General features: G+C 61.4%; 21 protein-coding genes. 12 read left to right on the top strand and 9 right to left on the bottom strand.

Translation table 11 applies throughout. The features are described from left to right. The first annotated feature begins 81 nt into the window (after window positions 1-81). Window positions 82-1,269 (top strand): GGDEF domain-containing protein, encoded by a 1,188-nt coding sequence (locus tag J2045_RS11975; protein WP_307372997.1) that lies wholly within the window; start codon window positions 82-84, stop codon window positions 1,267-1,269. An 86-nt stretch (window positions 1,270-1,355) separates the two neighbouring features. Here J2045_RS11975 and ilvC read toward each other — a convergent pair whose 3' ends face one another. Together ilvC and J2045_RS11965 are read right to left on the bottom strand one after the other, a co-directional pair. Further along, window positions 1,356-2,375, bottom strand: coding sequence for a ketol-acid reductoisomerase (gene ilvC / locus J2045_RS11970; RefSeq protein ID WP_166599617.1), 1,020 nt, complete (start codon window positions 2,373-2,375; stop codon window positions 1,356-1,358). A 23-nt stretch (window positions 2,376-2,398) separates the two neighbouring features. Further along, complete coding sequence (locus tag J2045_RS11965) at window positions 2,399-3,085, bottom strand: TetR/AcrR family transcriptional regulator (RefSeq protein WP_166599616.1); 687 nt, start codon at window positions 3,083-3,085, stop codon at window positions 2,399-2,401. Window positions 3,086-3,520: 435 nt separating this feature from the next. Between J2045_RS11965 and J2045_RS11960 the strand changes: the two genes are divergently transcribed. The 4 genes from J2045_RS11960 to J2045_RS11945 all read left to right on the top strand — a co-directional run bounded on the left by J2045_RS11960 (window position 3,521) and on the right by J2045_RS11945 (window position 4,905). Then, window positions 3,521-3,760, top strand: a complete 240-nt coding sequence (locus J2045_RS11960) for a hypothetical protein (RefSeq protein ID WP_166599615.1) — start codon at window positions 3,521-3,523, stop codon at window positions 3,758-3,760. 164 nt (window positions 3,761-3,924) lie between these two features. Then, window positions 3,925-4,173 (top strand): hypothetical protein, encoded by a 249-nt coding sequence (locus J2045_RS11955; RefSeq protein WP_166600994.1) that lies wholly within the window; start codon window positions 3,925-3,927, stop codon window positions 4,171-4,173. Between the two features lie 117 nt (window positions 4,174-4,290). After that, complete coding sequence (locus J2045_RS11950; protein WP_166600994.1) at window positions 4,291-4,539, top strand: hypothetical protein; 249 nt, start codon at window positions 4,291-4,293, stop codon at window positions 4,537-4,539. 117 nt (window positions 4,540-4,656) lie between these two features. Beyond that, the gene (locus tag J2045_RS11945) at window positions 4,657-4,905 is read left to right on the top strand and encodes a hypothetical protein (RefSeq protein ID WP_166600994.1); all 249 of its coding nucleotides are present in this window, start codon (window positions 4,657-4,659) and stop codon (window positions 4,903-4,905) included. 73 nt (window positions 4,906-4,978) lie between these two features. Here J2045_RS11945 and J2045_RS11940 read toward each other — a convergent pair whose 3' ends face one another. Further along, entirely contained in the window at window positions 4,979-5,443 is a 465-nt protein-coding gene (locus J2045_RS11940; protein WP_307372995.1) for an Lrp/AsnC family transcriptional regulator, read from the bottom strand. A 163-nt stretch (window positions 5,444-5,606) separates the two neighbouring features. Here J2045_RS11940 and J2045_RS11935 point away from each other — a divergent pair, with 163 nt between their 5' ends. Further along, on the top strand, window positions 5,607-6,320 hold the full coding sequence (locus J2045_RS11935) for an aspartate/glutamate racemase family protein (protein WP_307372994.1): 714 nt from the start codon (window positions 5,607-5,609) through the stop codon (window positions 6,318-6,320). Between the two features lie 4 nt (window positions 6,321-6,324). Here J2045_RS11935 and J2045_RS11930 read toward each other — a convergent pair whose 3' ends face one another. After that, window positions 6,325-7,077 (bottom strand): pyridoxine 5'-phosphate synthase, encoded by a 753-nt coding sequence (locus J2045_RS11930; protein ID WP_307373322.1) that lies wholly within the window; start codon window positions 7,075-7,077, stop codon window positions 6,325-6,327. 249 nt (window positions 7,078-7,326) lie between these two features. Between J2045_RS11930 and J2045_RS11925 the strand changes: the two genes are divergently transcribed. From J2045_RS11925 to J2045_RS11915, 3 genes are all read left to right on the top strand, one after another. Further along, window positions 7,327-8,307 (top strand): hypothetical protein, encoded by a 981-nt coding sequence (locus tag J2045_RS11925; protein ID WP_307372992.1) that lies wholly within the window; start codon window positions 7,327-7,329, stop codon window positions 8,305-8,307. 184 nt (window positions 8,308-8,491) lie between these two features. Continuing rightward, window positions 8,492-9,178, top strand: coding sequence for a MerR family transcriptional regulator (locus J2045_RS11920; protein WP_307372991.1), 687 nt, complete (start codon window positions 8,492-8,494; stop codon window positions 9,176-9,178). 88 nt (window positions 9,179-9,266) lie between these two features. Further along, window positions 9,267-9,803, top strand: coding sequence for a DUF4405 domain-containing protein (locus tag J2045_RS11915; protein WP_307372990.1), 537 nt, complete (start codon window positions 9,267-9,269; stop codon window positions 9,801-9,803). Window positions 9,804-9,819: 16 nt separating this feature from the next. Here J2045_RS11915 and J2045_RS11910 read toward each other — a convergent pair whose 3' ends face one another. The 5 genes from J2045_RS11910 to J2045_RS11890 all read right to left on the bottom strand — a co-directional run bounded on the left by J2045_RS11910 (window position 9,820) and on the right by J2045_RS11890 (window position 13,311). Further along, complete coding sequence (locus tag J2045_RS11910; RefSeq protein WP_307372988.1) at window positions 9,820-10,950, bottom strand: ATP-dependent DNA helicase; 1,131 nt, start codon at window positions 10,948-10,950, stop codon at window positions 9,820-9,822. A 73-nt stretch (window positions 10,951-11,023) separates the two neighbouring features. Continuing rightward, complete coding sequence (locus J2045_RS11905; RefSeq protein WP_307372986.1) at window positions 11,024-11,398, bottom strand: nitrile hydratase accessory protein; 375 nt, start codon at window positions 11,396-11,398, stop codon at window positions 11,024-11,026. Next, window positions 11,385-12,044: a nitrile hydratase subunit beta gene (gene nthB / locus J2045_RS11900; RefSeq protein ID WP_307372985.1), complete on the bottom strand. Its 660-nt coding sequence runs from the start codon at window positions 12,042-12,044 to the stop codon at window positions 11,385-11,387. Before nthB ends, J2045_RS11905 begins: the two co-directional genes overlap by 14 nt. Then, on the bottom strand, window positions 12,041-12,697 hold the full coding sequence (gene nthA / locus J2045_RS11895) for a nitrile hydratase subunit alpha (RefSeq protein WP_307372984.1): 657 nt from the start codon (window positions 12,695-12,697) through the stop codon (window positions 12,041-12,043). Before nthA ends, nthB begins: the two co-directional genes overlap by 4 nt. Before the next feature lie 20 nt (window positions 12,698-12,717). Continuing rightward, window positions 12,718-13,311: a LysE family translocator gene (locus tag J2045_RS11890; RefSeq protein WP_307372983.1), complete on the bottom strand. Its 594-nt coding sequence runs from the start codon at window positions 13,309-13,311 to the stop codon at window positions 12,718-12,720. Between the two features lie 156 nt (window positions 13,312-13,467). On the opposite strand from J2045_RS11890, the gene J2045_RS11885 reads away from it, so the two are divergent. Genes J2045_RS11885 through J2045_RS11875 form a run of 3 tightly spaced genes read left to right on the top strand, consistent with a single transcriptional unit; the run spans window position 13,468 to window position 16,107 of the window. Then, a complete protein-coding gene (locus tag J2045_RS11885) occupies window positions 13,468-14,313 on the top strand; it encodes an aldo/keto reductase (protein WP_307372982.1) in 846 nt (281 codons plus the stop codon). 29 nt (window positions 14,314-14,342) lie between these two features. Beyond that, window positions 14,343-15,626 carry an SDR family oxidoreductase gene (locus tag J2045_RS11880; RefSeq protein ID WP_307372981.1) on the top strand — a complete coding sequence of 428 codons (1,284 nt, stop codon included), beginning with the start codon at window positions 14,343-14,345 and terminating at the stop codon, window positions 15,624-15,626. Between the two features lies 1 nt (window position 15,627). Continuing rightward, window positions 15,628-16,107, top strand: coding sequence for a DUF2269 family protein (locus tag J2045_RS11875; protein ID WP_307372980.1), 480 nt, complete (start codon window positions 15,628-15,630; stop codon window positions 16,105-16,107). The last annotated feature ends 104 nt before the right edge of the window (window positions 16,108-16,211 follow it).

Here is a 16,211-nt window from a genome sequence, read left to right as displayed (position 1 = left end):
GTGGTTTCTGCGACCACTCTAAAATTTAAGAGGAACTCCCCTATAGTTGGAGGGCAAATCCAAAGGATCCGCAAATTGCTGATGCGAAAGCTTACCCTCCCAATGATCGGGGCCGATGACGAAGCAGACCCGCCCTGGGAACATCTCTCGGTTCTCTTCAATGTCCTGCCGCATCTGATTGCGGCCCTGGCGATCTTATGCGCATCCATCCCGCCCTATCTCGCGGGTGAGGTGACGAAAGTTGCCGCAGCCTTGCTGATCGTTGCCCTGCAGGTCGTGATACGCGGCATAGGCGACTACCGCTTTCGACATCGGTCAGCCACCGATCCGCTGCAGCTCTGGCTTGGCCGCTTCACGGTCATCTCATTGCTCTCCGGGATCGCCTGGGGCTGCGCGCTGGCAATCCTGTATACCGGCAGCAGCCCGGACACGCAGGTCATCGTTCTCGCCATAGGCTGCGGAATCCTCCAGTCGAGCGCCGCCCGTGCCTATCTCGCGCCTCGGTCGACGCTGCTGGTGATTCTCCTGGTGATGGCCTTCATCAATGTCGCCGCAATCCGCGAGGGCAACTGGATCATGGTGCCGATCTGCCTGGCCTATGTCGGTTTTCTGGCGACCTACATGGTCCGTCTTATCGCCATGGACGAAAAGCGGATTGCCGCCGAAAGAAAGACCCGTGTCCTCGTGGAGGCCCTTGCCGACAGCAATGAGAAGCTGACACGGGCCAACGAGCAATTGCGCCGCCATGCCAGAACCGATGCGCTGACCGGGCTCGACAACAGGCGAGCCTTCGACGAAGAGTTGCGCCGCCGCATGGGCCTGATGCGTGAAACGGGGCGGCCGATCGCGCTGCTCCTGATTGATGTCGATCACTTCAAGAGCTTCAACGACACCCATGGCCATCAGGCGGGTGACGATTGCCTTCAGGTCCTGGCAGAATTGCTGGCGTCGCGAACCCGGAATGTCGACAGCGTGGCAGCCCGTTATGGCGGCGAAGAGTTTGCCGTCATCCTTCAGGGCGAAGACGCACGACAACCAAAACTCTTCGCGGAAGATCTGCGGACCAGAGTAGCGCAACTCCTCCTTCAGACAGGCGATGGCGGCTCGGCGAGCCTGACCGTCAGCATCGGTGTTGCAGTGGCCGGTCCGGCCGATGATGAGCGCTCCATCGTCGCTCGCGCCGATCGCGGCCTCTACAATGCCAAGACCGCCGGCCGGAACCGCGTCTTCGATGCCGATGCACCAGAACACCTTGCTGACACCGCCTGAAGGGCGGCAGGAAAGACCTGCCAAAGGCAATAAAAAATGGCCGGGAAGGTTCCCCCTCCCGGCCATATTCATCCCGGAAAATGGGATCAGTTGCGGGCCTTGTCGACCAGCTGGTTCTTGGCGATCCACGGCATCATGCCACGCAGCTTGGCGCCGACTTCTTCGATCTGGTGGGCATCGTTCATGCGGCGGATGCCCTTGAAGCGGGCAGCACCGGCACGGTATTCCTGCATCCAGTCCGAGGTGAACTTGCCGGTCTGGATGTCGTGCAGAACGCGCTTCATTTCAGCCTTGGTTTCAGCCGTGATGATGCGCGGACCGGTGACGTATTCGCCCCACTCGGCCGTGTTCGAGATCGAGTAGTTCATGTTGGCGATGCCGCCTTCATAGATCAGGTCGACGATCAGCTTCACTTCGTGCAGGCACTCGAAATAGGCCATTTCAGGCGCGTAGCCGCCTTCGACCAGCGTTTCGAAGCCGGCGCGGATCAGCTCGACCAGACCGCCGCAGAGAACGACCTGTTCGCCGAAGAGGTCGGTTTCGCACTCTTCCTTGAAGGAGGTTTCAATGATGCCCGAACGACCGCCACCAACGCCACAGGCGTAGGAGAGTGCGAGCTCAAGAGCGTTGCCCGAACCGTTCTGATGAATGGCAACGAGGCAGGGAACGCCGCCGCCCTTCTGGTATTCGCCGCGAACCGTGTGGCCCGGGCCCTTCGGTGCGATCATGACGACGTCAACGGTCGACTTCGGCTCGATCAGGCCGAAATGAACGTTGAGGCCATGGGCAAACGCGATGGCGGCACCATCACGGATGTTCGGTGCGATGTCGGCCTTGTAGATGTCGGCCTGCAGCTCGTCCGGGGTCGCCATCATCATCAGGTCGGCCCAGGCGGCAGCTTCGGCAACCGTCATGACCTTGAGGCCGTCAGCCTCTGCCTTCTTGATGGTCGGCGAGCCGGCCTTCAGCGCGATGACGAGGTTCTGGGCACCGCTGTCCTTGAGGTTCAGCGCATGCGCGCGGCCCTGCGAACCGTAGCCGATGATGGCAACCTTCTTAGACTTGATCAGGTTCAAGTCAGCATCACGATCGTAATAGACGCGCATTGTAGTGTCCTTCCCTATGCTTGTCAGTTGTGGTGGATGTTGTTGGTCGGCGAGCCGGAACGGGATGCCCCGTCGAGGCCCGCCAATACGCGGTCGGTGCCGTACAGCGCGAGGAAGGCAGAAACCGCCTTTGCCGCCCGGGCACCGAACTTGTGGGACTGCGGCGCTTCACCGAGCAGCATGCGCACATGCAGATCGCTGACGATGAGGCCGTAAAGGATGCGATAGGCTTCTTCGCCATCGCCGAATCGCAACAGGCCATCGCGCTGGCCGGCGTCGAGCAGTGCTCGCGCCCGGCGGTCGATCTGGCGGCGACCGCGCTCCAGAAGTAGCGTGCCGAGCTTGGAGCCGTCGCGGCTCGACTGGCCAATGGCGAGACGGTTCAGCGCCAGCGAAACATCGCCGGCGAGAACATCCAGCAAGTCGCGCGCGAAGATCTCAAGATGCTCCGTGAGGCTCGCGACCGTCAACCGTTCGCCCGGACGTTCGAAGGTGCGCACCTTGCTCGCCTGGTAGGAGATCATGGCCGAGAGCAGGCCATCGCGATCTCCGAACCACTTGTAGAGACTTTCCTTCGAGCAATTGGCGGCACGCGCCAGGCCAGCCGTTGTCACGGCCTTGTCGCCACCTTCCACGAGCAGACGCAGTGCCTCTGCCAGAACGGCGTTCTGGCGTGGCGTGAATTCCGAGGTCTGGTTGTCGCTGGACATGCGCGCCTCCTGGTACCGTACGGTACGGTTCGCAATTGTTATGTCCTCGTGCAACGGCAAGGTCAAGAACAAAACGCAGAAAAAATCGGCATATGCCTCCGCGGCGCGGCTCAGAAGGAGGCAGTTTCAGCCCTGCCCGGCCCGCATTTCCTCCCCAAAACAGCCCCTCCAGCGATGAAACAGCACTCACAAAAGGGTGATAGAAATAAAAAATTATCGTTATGACTCATAGTTAAATGACGGCAAACTTCCGCCCTAACCCATTGTTTTCATACACCACAAATTTCAAGTGCCAAACAGGATACCGGGTATTTTCACCGAACCAGTCAGTTCGATTGCGCGCAAAGGGCTATTGCATTCCAAATCAGAATGCGCCAAATACATCTCATCGAACCGAGCAGTTCGATTTGCACGGTTCAAAAAAGGTACACGACAATGAAGTTCATCGCAGCAGCACTCCTCACATCCCTCGCAGGCGCTTCGGCCGCTTTCGCGCTGGAGCCAGTCCCGGGCTCCATCACCTATGGCGGTGCGCAGCCAAGGCTCGAACAGGCACCGGCCGGTTCGAACTTCTTCCACACCTTCTATCTCAACGGACACGAAGTCCATGAGATCTACAAGGTGAATGCAGACCGGTCCGTCGCGCTTGTCTCCCGCACAGTCGCAAACGACTGACGCGGGGCACAGGACGGCCCTCCCCCCGTCCTGAAAGACTGACCACAGACAGCAGACCCCCAGACAGCAGACCATAGACAAAACACAGACAAACCACGACCAACAACACAATCATGAGCTGAATACAAAGCGTATCACTCAATCCAGAATAAGGAAACACGATCATGAAGACCATCATCTCTGCCGCCCTCATCGCCCTCGCTGCCGGCACTTCTGCCTTCGCCGCCATCCAGCCGATCCCGGGCTCGCTCACCTATGACAACGCAAACGTCCAGCTCGAAAAGGCACCTGCCGGCTCGACCTTCCTGCACACCTTCGCCAATGGCGACGGCCGTGATGTCCGCGAAGTCTACAAGGTCAATGCCGACAAGTCGGTCACACTCGTGACCCGCTCGGTCTCCAACGCTTCCTAATCGAAGCATCCCAACTCGCGCCTCCCAAGACGCAAAACCCTTCGGCGGCAGGCTCGGTCCCCTCTCCCCCACCCCACTAAGCCGCCGCCACACCCAACGCACACAAGGAACACGATCATGAAGACCATCATCTCTGCCGCCCTCATCGCACTCGCTGCCGGCACGTCTGCCTTCGCCGCCATCCAGCCGATCCCGGGCTCGCTCACCTATGACAACGCAAACGTCCAGCTCGAAAAGGCACCTGCCGGCTCGACCTTCCTGCACACCTTCGCCAATGGCGACGGCCGTGATGTCCGCGAAGTCTACAAGGTCAATGCCGACAAGTCGGTCACACTCGTGACCCGCTCGGTCTCCAACGCTTCCTAATCGAAGCATCCCAACTCGCGCCTCCCAAGACGCAAAACCCTTCGGCGGCAGGCTCGGTCCCCTCTCCCCCACCCCACTGAGCCGCCGCCACACCCAACGCACACAAGGAACACGATCATGAAGACCATCATCTCTGCCGCCCTCATCGCCCTCGCTGCCGGCACTTCTGCCTTCGCCGCCATCCAGCCGATCCCGGGCTCGCTCACCTATGACAACGCAAACGTCCAGCTCGAAAAGGCACCTGCCGGCTCGACCTTCCTGCACACCTTCGCCAATGGCGACGGCCGTGATGTCCGCGAAGTCTACAAGGTCAATGCCGACAAGTCGGTCACACTCGTGACCCGCTCGGTCTCCAACGCCTCCTGATTATCCAAGGGTGCGTGGTGGGCCTCGGGGCTTCGGCCCCGGGGCCTTTTTTTGTTGCCATGAGTGACAACCACTATTCGGCATAGTCGACGGGCACGGCAAAGCCATGCTTCAGGGTCTCCATCGAGATCGAGGCCGAGACATCGAAGAGCTCGACACGTTTGACGAGACGTCGATAGACGACGTCGTAATGCTCGACCCGCGGCAGGACGATCTTGAGAATATAGTCATAGTGACCGGTCAGCCTGTGGGCCTCGACGATCTCGGGAATATCGCTGATAGCCCGCCGGAAGGCCTCGATCCACTCGTCCGCATGGTGTGCAGTCTTGACCAGCGCATAAACCGTGGTCGGCACGCCGGTCTTGTCACGGTCGAGCACTGCGATGCGCCGCGCGATGTAACCGCTGTCCTCAAGCTTCTGGATCCGGCGAGAACAGGCCGAAACCGAAAGCGAGACCCTCTCGGCAATATCCGAAACCGCAATCGATGCATCACGCTGCAGAATGTCGAGAATTTTCCGGTCCCTATCATCAATCACGCCCATGCCTCCCACAATTACAGTCACTGACGCAAAAATTCGGCGCCAAACAACCATATAGCCGAGTTCAGGACGCATCAAGGAGGCGCTCCCGCGGACAAAACGCAAATCACCGGCGCGGTATCTCCGTCATTCTTGGAACATGCAAACCGGGAGACGACAAATGCGAACGATTGGCCTGATTGGCGGAATGAGTTTTGAGAGTTCGGCGGTCTATTACCGCCAGATCAACGAGGCCGTGCGGGCTCGGCTCGGTGGATTGGCCTCCGCTGAAATCATCCTGCACTCGGTCAATTTCCAGGAGATCGTCGACCTCCAGAAGGCCGGTCGATGGGATCAGGCGGCCGAGCGACTTGCCCGAGTGGCAGAAGGGCTCGAACGTGCCGGCGCCGACTGCGTGCTGATCTGCACCAACACCATGCATCTGGTGGCGGACGAAGTCTCAGACCGGCTGGGCCTGCCGCTCATCAACATCATCGATGAAACCGCAAAGACGATCGCCGCAAGCGGCGCCCGCCGTCCTCTGCTGCTCGCAACACGCTACACCATGGAGCACGGCTTCTACGCCGAGCGCATGCGCAGGCACGGCATCGACGTGATGGTTCCGAATGCGGATGGACGCACGGCCACCCATGCCATCATCTTCGACGAACTCTGTGCCGGGCAGGTAAAGGATTGCTCTCGTGAGCGGTTGATGGCGATCATCGAGCAAGCCAGAGCCGACGGCGCCGATAGCGTCATCCTCGGCTGCACCGAGATCTGCCTGATCCTCGACCCGGCAAGCCTCCCACTACCGGGCTTTGATTCCACGACGATCCATGCCGATGCAGCCGTGGATTTCGCGCTGCAGCAGGCGGCGGAGATACGCGCCGCCTGACGCGTCAGACCTTCTGACCGCAGGCGCGGCAGAAACGCCGTACGGTCTCGGTCATTCCAAATTCGAGAGCATCGGCCGTGAGACCATGGCCGATCGAGACTTCTGCGAGATGCGGGATGCGCTTGACCAGCAGCGGCAGGTTGGCGACGGTCAGGTCGTGGCCGGCATTGACGGCAAGCCCTTCCGCTTTCGCCGCATCGGCGGTCAAGCCGAGAAGCTCGACCTGCCGCGCCGCCTCGTCGGGACGATCATAACAACCGCCATAGGGACCGGTATAGAGTTCGACGCGGTCGGCACCGGTCGTCCTGGCCATCGCCATTGCTTCAGGCCGCCCGTCGCCATCGACGAAGAGCGAGACCCGCATGCCTCCGGCTTTCAGCCGTCCGACCACCTGCTTCAGGAATTCCTGATGTTTTTCAACATCCCAACCGTGATCCGACGTCGCCTGGGCTGGATCATCGGGCACGAGCGTCACCTGTTCCGGTTCGATCGCCTCGCAGAGCGCTAGAAAGTCCTCGGTCGGATAACCTTCGATGTTGAACTCCGCAGTCGGAAACTCATCATCGATCAGTGCCCGCAGCACGGGCAGGTCGCTGAACCGGATATGACGTTGGTCGGGCCGCGGATGTACCGTGAGCCCGCTCGCTCCGGCCCGCAGCGCAATCCGGCCGAGATCCGCGACATCGGGCCATGGAAGGTCCCGGCGGTTACGCAGCATGGCGATGGCATTGAGATTGACGGAAAGCTTTGCAGGCATGGCGGCAGGATCCGGCAGGGATGAGAACACGGCCGCATCCATACGGCATAGCGGGTGCGATGGCCAACGAGAATCGCAAATGATCCGATACGCGAAATTGATGGATGGCAATGTCGCGGGCCCCCTAGACTTTGGGGTATTGACCCCACCGCCCCATCAATTAGTCAGATTACCGATTGTGACGGATCGCACAATTCGGCACGGATGAACCCGCGCCAGGTGCACACGCCCGAACGGTTTGGAGTTGGTATGTCGACGGAAGTCAGGATCGAGGGCAGGCAGGTCATGGAAGCCCTGCAGCGGGTGCTGTCCAGTCGGACCTTCGCCCGCTCGGAACGGCTGAGGGCTTTCCTCAAGTTCATCGTCGAGATGGAGCAACTGGGTCTCGCCCATCAGCTGAAGGGCTATACGATCGGTATCGACGTCTTCAGTCGTGGCGAAGGCTTTGACCCCGGTACGGATCCGCTCGTTCGTGTCCAGGCTGGCAAGCTGCGCAAACTCCTCAATCAGTTTTATGCAGGCGAAGGCTGCGGCGAAACCCTGCGGATCCGCATGCCGATCGGCGCTTACGTGCCAGTCTACGAGCGCACGACGCCGGTGCCCTTCCAGGGTGACGAGAGCGACATCGAGTTCCCGGACTCAGGGACGGCCAATGCCGCAGAGAGCGGCTTCCACCACGATCTGAATTCCCTGCCCCGCCTGTTTCTTCGAAATCCGGGAAACCATGACGAAGCCGCACGGATCTTCGTCAACGCCATACGCCTCTGGCGCAGCCGTCTCTGGGCCGTCGCCATCGCCAGCCCCGAAGAACGGCCGATCTACGAAGGCGGCGCGCCACATCCGCTGCATTTTGAGATGCTGGTGGAAAGCGACAGCCAAACCGGTCTTCGGCTACGATTGCGTCACCTGCGCTCCGGCCGCGACATCACGCCCTCTGCCAACCGATGGCCGACATCCGGCGACATCCTCGAACTGGGCGCCATCGCCAACCAGTTTGCCGGCGCCAACCTGACGATCCCCGGCTCGGTCTACCGCTTCTGCCATGAGAATGCCCTGTCGACTGGACAGATGAAGTGCCTCGATGCGACCTATCGCTACACGCTGGAACGCACCGACGCTGCCTATATCAGCGCTCGTCGCTGCCAGCAGCAATGGGCGGGCCTAAGCCAAGGCAGCGAAATCATCACAGAGATACCAAGGCTGATCGCTCAGTCCTGCATGCGGGACTGAGCTCCCTCTTGGCCCCCTCACCTTGGGTGACACTCCGCGTCGAAAATTTATTTTATGTATTTCGAATATACTATACGCTTTCACACAGGCGAAGAATCGAACAGCAACGAATCGGCAGGCAGGAGGAAGCAGCGACAGACCATCGGCTTCGGCAGACGCGTTGATACTGAACATGGAGGGGGACATGTCGAACGGAACACACCATCTGCATCCAGTCACGAGCACATCCGCAAAGAGCACCGAGGAGATTATCTTTCCCGATTTGGTGCTGCTGAAGGACCCCCCAAGGGAACCCGTTGCGATTGCTGAAATGGCCGAGTTTTTCGGGGTGACGCACAGGACTCTGCATTTCTACGAAGAAAAGGGGCTGATCAACGCCCAGCGAATGGGCCTGATGCGCGTCTATGGGCGCAACGAAATCGCCCGCATGGCATTGATCAATGTCTGCCGCGAGGTGGGCATGCCGATCTCCGTCATTCAGGATCTGTTCGACACACTCTCGACGGCGACCTCGAAGATCGAAGCCAATCTCATCCTGGAAGAAGCGCTGCTGGCGCGCCGACGGGAGCTCGCTGCGAACCTGTCTACCGTCCATCGACAGCTTCAGCAGTTGAATGCGCTGCTCGACCATGAAGAGGCCGCCGACAGCCGTATCATGCCCGCACCCCGAGGCCCGGCCCTCACCGACATCGAATCCCGCTGCCTTCAACTGATGGCAGAGGGCTACACACCCATCCGCATTGCGAGGACCCTGGAACTGAAGACCGACGAGGTCGCGGCGATCGAGCGCAACATCGTCGGCAAGCTGGACGCACAGAACCGGTTCCAGGCTGTGGCGAAGGCGGTCTTGCTCGGGATCGTTGCCAACTGAAAAGCCCGCGATCCCGCCAGATTGCCGATCATCAATAGTGGACGGAGTTTAACGGGACAGTCCCAGGCCGAGGCGATAGGAGGCGATCGTGTTCAACGATCGAGGCTTTCCGATGCCGTCTTTGTTATCCCGCTATGCCACGCCTTTCACGACGGGGCTTTTTCTCATCTCCCTTATCTCGGGCATCGCGCTCTTCTTCCATGTTGGCACAACAGCCTTCCGAGAAATGCATGAATGGCTGAGCATGGTGCTGTTCCTTCCTTTCGTCCTGCATGTCTGGAAGAACTGGCGCCCGTTCCTCGCCTATTTCAAGCGCCTGCCGATGGCCCTGTCCCTTGCCATCTGTCTGATCGCCGGCCTTGTCTTCGCCTGGCCGGCCATTACAGGAGACACGAGCAGCGCGAGCAGCAATCCCGCCTTTGCCATGGTCAATATCGTGGCGGCAGCGACCCCGGCAGAGGTGGCGCCGCTGCTCGGCAAATCGAATGCGGACATCGTGACCGCGCTCAAGGAAGCGGGCTTCACAACGGTTGATCCTTCAAAGCCCCTGTCCGAGATTGCGACGGCCTCCGGCAAGGACACGATGGAACTGATGGCCACGCTGACCGCGCTGAAGGCGAAGTGAGCTTTGTCAGGAGCGCTCACCGGACGATGGTGAGCGTCTCCGCCGCGCGAGTAACGGCCGTATAGAGCCAGCGCTCGCGCGTATCCCGGAACGCCCAGCTCTCGTCGAACAGCACAACGTCGTTCCACTGTGAGCCCTGGGCCTTGTGGACCGTGAGCGCATAGCCGTAGTCGAACTCGTCGTAACGCTTGCGCGTCGACCAGGGTATCTCCGTCTCGATATCCGCGAAGGCGTCCTTGAGCAGCTTGATCTTGGCTGCCCCGCGATCCATGTCGTCGTCTTCGGGCTTGATCAGGAGATTGATGCCCGGCTTCACCGTCTCGCGCGACGACGTCATCACCTGCCAGAGCGAGCCGTTCAGCAGGCCCTTCACCTGATCGTTCCTGAGGCACACCAGCTTGTCGCCAGCCTGCGGATAGTCGACGGTAAAACCTTTGAGCTCGCGCAAGCGCATGTTGTAGCGACGCCGCGTCTTGTTGGTTCCGACAAGCACCTGATCCGCCCCGAGCACCAGATCCTGCGTCACCTCGTTCTTCGAGATCACCCGCGCGGTGTCGCCGTAATCGCCATACATGATCTCCTTGCCCTCGCGGATATGCATTGCGAGCTGGATGATCGGGTTGTCGCGCGCCTGGCGATGGATCTCAGTGAGCAGATAGTCAGGCTCCTGGTCGGTGAAAAAGCCGCCGCCGGAGACCGGTGGCAACTGACCGGGATCGCCGAGCACCAGGATCGGTGTTCCGAAGCTCATCAGGTCGCGGCCGAGCGCCTCATCGACCATCGAGCATTCGTCGATGACGATCAGGGCGGCCTTGGCGACCGGGCTCTGGCGGTTGATCGAGAACATCGGCGCAATCGAGGTCTTGCCCGTCTCCTCGTCCTCCACCGCCTCTTCGCCGCGCGGGCGGTAGATCAGCGAGTGAATGGTCTTGGCATTGGAGGCCCCGCGCGAGCGCAAGACCTGCGCCGCCTTGCCAGTGAAGGCGGCAAACAGCACGTCGCCGTCGACATGCTCGGCAAAATGCTTGGCAAGCGTCGTCTTGCCCGTACCCGCATAGCCGAACAGCCGGAAGACAGGGGATTTTCCCTCCTTCAGCCATTTCGAAACGGCCTTGAGGGCCTCGTCTTGCTGGGGCGCGAATTGCATGGCCTAGGTCATGCGCGGATTCGTAGGCCCGATGCAAGGCCAAAGCCGGAAATGTCAGAACAAATCGTGGACATCAGACCCTGAGCGGGTCGTTGGAGAGCTCGATCGGCGCACCATGCGGCGTCGCCTCCGCCGCCCGCTGCCAGCTTTCGCGCAAGGCCTCAACGGTGTCGCGATCGGCCAGCCCCTTGCGCTCCAGAAGTCCCGCCAAGGCCGCGACCCAGGCATCGAAATAGTCGGATCCGTCTGCGGCCCGCTCCGGGCGATGCAATTCGGCGGACAGGCTGTCCGCCCATTCCGCCCAGCTGAACACGCCACGCGCGTTAAGATGCACGGTCATGGCAAAGGCCTGTGCCTGCCACGGCTCGGCAAAAACCGGTGCCCCTTCGGGCGAACGCGGCAGGCCCGGCGATGCCGCGAGATCGGTCACCGTGTCACACACGCTCAAGATAGCTCTCCCAGGCATCGATGGAGACGGTCAGCGTCGGATCGCCCCCCTCGCCCCAGATCTCGTCTCCCGTGAAGACGACCGTATAGACCCATTGCGGGTTTTCACCCCGTCCATGGGCATTATCATCAGGGAAAACAAAGCCGCCCTGCACTGCTTCCACGACACCCATCTTCGCCCGCGCATAACGGGGTAGACGCGTATGGCCCGTCGTATGGAAATTCTTCGTTCGCACACGATCACCCACGCCGAACTTCGGCTCGGTCTCGACGGGACGGTCACAAGGCCCGCCACGGGCCAGCACCCCTTCGACCATCTCGGCCTTCAAGACGCGCTTCGGCGCGCGGCCCTGTTCCAGATGCCGACCCGTTGCCAACTCCTCAGCGGTGGCAAAACCATGCCGCTGAAGCAGCATGTCCACACCCCGGATCCAGACCTCGTAATAGCTTGCTGCCAGATAATTGGCGGGCGGAATATTCTCACGCGCATGCCGGCTTTCGTCGATCGACCAGGCGCCAAAAGCGCCGCAGGAAAGCGTAATGCCGAGCGCCCGCTTTTCCCAGTCGGCATGGAATATGGGCTCGTCCGTCTCCGGTACGACCGGACCGAAGCCCATCTGCCCGCCGAGATCATGCGGCCCGTTCATCGCGAACCCTCCCGAGTAAGCGCCAGACCGGTGCCGATCATCGAATCGCGCGTCGCGAGATCGGCGAGCGCCTCTTCATCGAGCCCGTCCGTTCCAGCGGGACGCAGGGGTACGACGAGATAGCGCAGCTCCGCCGTAGAATCCCACACGCGGATCCGCATCTCCTCCGGCAGGCTTACGCCGAATTCGGCCAACACCCCGCGCGGATCAATCACTGCCCGGGACCGATAGGCCGGCGCCTTGTACCAGACCGGCGGCAGGCCGAGCACCGACCAAGGGTAACAGGAGCACAGCGTGCAGACGACGAGATTGTGGGTGTCGGGCGTGTTGAACACAGCCCGCATATGCTCGCCCTGTCGGCCCGTATAGCCGAGGCTTGCGATCGCCGCCGTTGCATCGTGTCTCAGCCAGTCGGCGAATGCGGGATCGGCCCAGGCCTTGGCCACGACCCGCGCACCGTTTCTTGGCCCCACCTTCGTCTCGTAGGTCTCGACGATCGCATCGATCGCATCAGGGTCGATCAGGCCCTTTTCGGTCAAAAGCGTTTCGAGCGCCTTCACCCGCGCCTGCATGTCCGAATACTGGTTGTCGTGGTGGTGATCATGGCCATGATGATGGTGATGATCGTCGTGGTCGTGATGATGGCCGGACATCGGATATTCCTGTTTCAGCGCTATTTCAGCATTGGCCAGAGGCTGAGCAAGAGCAGCACAGCCATGGTGATATTGAACCATTTGAGCCGGACCGGCACCGACAGCCACTCCCTGAGCGCCGAGCCGAAACCCGCCCAGGTCGAAACACTCGGCACGTTCACGGCGGCAAACACCAGCGCGACGATCGCCACCGTCAGAGCATAGTGCTCCGGGTTAGGATAGACAGCCATCGCCGTCACGGCCATCACCCAGGCCTTCGGATTGACCCATTGAAAGGCGGCAGCGCCGAGGAAGGTCATCGGGCGTGCCTTGGCCTCCCCCTCGCCCATCGACCGAGACGTGCCGATCTTCCAGGCGATCCAAAGCAGATAAAGACCGCCCGCGACCTTGAGCGCGATGAAGGCCGGCGGATAGGCATGAAGCACGGCGCCAAGGCCCATTCCGACACCGATCAGGAGGGAAAGGAACCCGGCACCGATTCCCAGCATATGCGGCACCGTCCGCCGGAAGCCGAAATTCACGCCCGACGCAAACAGCATCATGTTGTTCGGCCCCGGCGTGATCGAGGTGGCGAAGGCAAAGAGGACAAGCGCAAGTAGCGTATCGGCCGACATGAATGTTTCTCCCGAATTTTTATGTCAGCCTAACTGTCATATCGCCAGGCGCCAGCCGTATTCTTGTGATGGTGACACGAAGGCAACAGCGCTTTGTCCTTGCCTCGCGGGACCGCCTCGCTATCCTTCGCTCATCCCGCCTCAAGGAGGATCACCATGCATGACGCCATCCCCACTGTCACCCTGCCGGGCGGCGCGGAGATCCCGATCCTTGGCTTCGGTACCTGGATGATGGGCGAAACGAAATCCGAGGCCAAGGCGGAAGTCGATGCCGTCAGGCTGGCGCTCGATCTCGGCATGACGGTCATCGATACGGCCGAGATGTATGGCGATGGCGGCGCGGAACGTATCGTCGGCGAAGCCTTGAAGGATCGGCGCGAAGACGCCTTTCTCGTGTCCAAGGTCCTGCCCTGGAATGCGAGTTACGATGGCACGATCAAGGCCTGCCATGCCAGCCTCGACCGGCTGGGGACCGACCATCTCGACCTCTATCTCCTGCACTGGCGGGGCGAACATCCGCTCGACGACACGATCGCGGCAATGGAAGAACTGAAAGCTGCGGGCCGAATTCGCGCCTGGGGCGTCTCGAATTTCGACCTTGACGACATGGAGGAACTGTTCTCCGTGGCCGATGGCGAAAACTGCGCCGTCAATCAGGTCCTGTACAATCTCTCCCGTCGCGGCATCGAATTCGATCTCCTGCCCTGGTGCCAGGAGCACGGCATCCCGATCATGGCCTATTCACCGATCGAACAGGGCCGCATTCTGCACCATCCCGAACTCATTCACATCGCCAAGGCCTATCAGGCGACCCCGGCACAGGTTGCCCTTGCCTTCCTGCTGGAGCGTGACAGCGTCATCCCGATCCCGAAAACCTCGAACATTCGCCGCCTGCACGAGAATCGCGACGCGGTGGATCTCGAAATCTCCGACGAGGACTGGGCCCGCCTCGACGCTGCCTTCCCGCCACCGGCGCGCAAAATGCCGCTGGACATGATCTGATCTCGACCGGCACGGCGGAAAGTGAACGCATGACCATCCTCATCCTCGGCGCGACCGGCTTCATCGGCCAGCAGGTTCTGCTGACGCTCAGCCAGGCCGGCCATCCGGTCACCGGCCTTGGCCGCGACACCACGCAGGCCGGCGCCCGATTTTCCGCAGCAACCTGGATCGCCCGCGATCTCCGTACGCTCCAGCAAGCAGCCGACTGGCTTCCGCTCCTGGATGGCGTGACAGCCGTGATCAACTGCGCAGGCGCCCTGCAGGACGGGTTGCGCGACGATCTCGTGGCCGTGCAGCGGGACGCCATGCTTGCCCTGCAGCAGGCGGTCGCCACACGGGCAATGCCTCCGCTGCTCATCCAGATCTCGGCACCCGAAAATCTGGCGAGCGCCGGAACAGCCTTCATGGCAACCAAGTTGGAGGCCGACCGGGCTCTCGCGGCCTCCGGCATCCCGCATATCATCCTGCGTCCGACGGTCGTGGTCGGACGCAATGCCTATGGCGGCACCGCCCTCCTGCGCGCCATCGCCTCCGTCCCCGGCGTCCTGCCGCTGGTCGACGCCGAAAGCCCGATGAACGTCGTCCATGTGCATGACGTGGCACAGGCGGTTGTCGACGCCGTCGAGGGCCGTATCGCGCCTGGGTCCGATCTGGTGCTCGCCGGCGAACCGACCCGCAGTGTCGAGCAGATGGCACGCTTTTACCGCCGGTGGCTCGGCCTTGCCGATGCACCCGTCATGCGCTTGCCCTCAACTCTCGCTCGGCCCCTCTCCATCGCCGCCGATCTCGCCGGTCGCCTGGGCTGGCGCTCGCCGCTACGCTCCACCTCCATCCGGATCAGCGGCATCGGCGTGGCACTCGACGAAGGCAGGCGGACCCTGACCGCGCCCGACCCGACACTGCGGCTGGCGACAGAACCGGCTGCCGTGCAGGATCTCTGGTTCGCCCGTCTCTATCTGCTGAAGCCTCTGATGATCCTGACACTCTCGCTGTTCTGGATCGTCTCCGGTCTGGTGCCGCTTCTCGATCCTGTCACGACATCGCTGCGCTTCGGCGCCAGCATGTCGGAAGTCACGGCTTTCACCGTCACCATCTTCACCTCGCTGCTCGACATTGCACTCGGCCTCGCGATCCTCGTGCAGCCCTGGGCAAAACGAGCCATGCTCGGCATGATCGCGGTGTCCATCGCCTATCTCGCCGGCGGAACGCTGATCGAACCCACCCTCTGGCTCGATCCGCTGGGACCGCTGGTCAAGGTCCTGCCCTCGATCCTGCTGACGCTTGCAACGTTGGCAGTCCTGGAGGAGCGCTGAAATGCTCGAGGAGATCCTGCGCTTTGTCCACGTGATCGGGGCCACAGTGCTGTTCGGGACCGGTGCCGGCATCGCCTTCTTCATGCTGCTGGCGCACCGGACCGGCAATCCGACGCATATTGCCCATGTCGCCGGAACGGTGGTGATTGCCGATACGATCTTCACCGCGACCGCCGCCATCCTGCAGCCACTCACCGGCGCCTGGCTGGCTTACGAGATCGGCTGGCCGCTGACCTCGGGCTGGGTGCTGCTGTCGCTGATCCTCTATGTCGTGGTCGGCCTCTTCTGGCTGCCCGTCGTCTGGATCCAGATCCAGCTTCGGGATCTCGCCCGGGAAGCCGCCGCCACCGGCACGCCGCTGCCACCCCGCTATCACCGGCTTTTCCGCATCTGGTTTGCCTGCGGCTTTCCCGCATTCTTCTCGGTCATGGCCATCCTCTGGCTGATGCTGAACAAGCCCGACATCCCGCTCGGCTTCTGACCATCGCAAAATCGCGATCTATCCACAGGCCCTGCATTTCCGGCACTTTACCGCAGTCCCTCAGGAAATTAGGAGATTGCCTAATTTGAAAATTGCGGTGTGAG

Origin of the sequence: Peteryoungia aggregata LMG 23059, from assembly GCF_030814435.1 — a bacterium.
Taxonomy (GTDB): domain Bacteria; phylum Pseudomonadota; class Alphaproteobacteria; order Rhizobiales; family Rhizobiaceae; genus Allorhizobium; species Allorhizobium aggregatum.
This window is presented reverse-complemented; position numbering and strand designations above follow the sequence as displayed.

Bases quoted from the DNA above. Each gene is read 5' to 3' on its own strand.
- J2045_RS11875 (WP_307372980.1), top strand. From the start codon at position 15,628: ATGCTCGAGGAGATCCTGCGCTTTGTCCACGTGATCGGGGCCACAGTG.
- J2045_RS11885 (WP_307372982.1), top strand. From the start codon at position 13,468: ATGCATGACGCCATCCCCACTGTCACCCTGCCGGGCGGCGCGGAGATC.
- nthB (WP_307372985.1), bottom strand. From the start codon at position 12,044: ATGAACGGGCCGCATGATCTCGGCGGGCAGATGGGCTTCGGTCCGGTC.
- J2045_RS11975 (WP_307372997.1), top strand. From the start codon at position 82: ATGCGAAAGCTTACCCTCCCAATGATCGGGGCCGATGACGAAGCAGAC.
- J2045_RS11935 (WP_307372994.1), top strand. From the start codon at position 5,607: ATGCGAACGATTGGCCTGATTGGCGGAATGAGTTTTGAGAGTTCGGCG.
- J2045_RS11945 (WP_166600994.1), top strand. From the start codon at position 4,657: ATGAAGACCATCATCTCTGCCGCCCTCATCGCCCTCGCTGCCGGCACT.
- J2045_RS11965 (WP_166599616.1), bottom strand. From the start codon at position 3,085: ATGTCCAGCGACAACCAGACCTCGGAATTCACGCCACGCCAGAACGCC.
- J2045_RS11890 (WP_307372983.1), bottom strand. From the start codon at position 13,311: ATGTCGGCCGATACGCTACTTGCGCTTGTCCTCTTTGCCTTCGCCACC.
- J2045_RS11960 (WP_166599615.1), top strand. From the start codon at position 3,521: ATGAAGTTCATCGCAGCAGCACTCCTCACATCCCTCGCAGGCGCTTCG.
- ilvC (WP_166599617.1), bottom strand. From the start codon at position 2,375: ATGCGCGTCTATTACGATCGTGATGCTGACTTGAACCTGATCAAGTCT.
- J2045_RS11955 (WP_166600994.1), top strand. From the start codon at position 3,925: ATGAAGACCATCATCTCTGCCGCCCTCATCGCCCTCGCTGCCGGCACT.
- J2045_RS11930 (WP_307373322.1), bottom strand. From the start codon at position 7,077: ATGCCTGCAAAGCTTTCCGTCAATCTCAATGCCATCGCCATGCTGCGT.
- J2045_RS11910 (WP_307372988.1), bottom strand. From the start codon at position 10,950: ATGCAATTCGCGCCCCAGCAAGACGAGGCCCTCAAGGCCGTTTCGAAA.
- J2045_RS11880 (WP_307372981.1), top strand. From the start codon at position 14,343: ATGACCATCCTCATCCTCGGCGCGACCGGCTTCATCGGCCAGCAGGTT.
- J2045_RS11925 (WP_307372992.1), top strand. From the start codon at position 7,327: ATGTCGACGGAAGTCAGGATCGAGGGCAGGCAGGTCATGGAAGCCCTG.
- J2045_RS11920 (WP_307372991.1), top strand. From the start codon at position 8,492: ATGTCGAACGGAACACACCATCTGCATCCAGTCACGAGCACATCCGCA.
- J2045_RS11950 (WP_166600994.1), top strand. From the start codon at position 4,291: ATGAAGACCATCATCTCTGCCGCCCTCATCGCACTCGCTGCCGGCACG.
- nthA (WP_307372984.1), bottom strand. From the start codon at position 12,697: ATGTCCGGCCATCATCACGACCACGACGATCATCACCATCATCATGGC.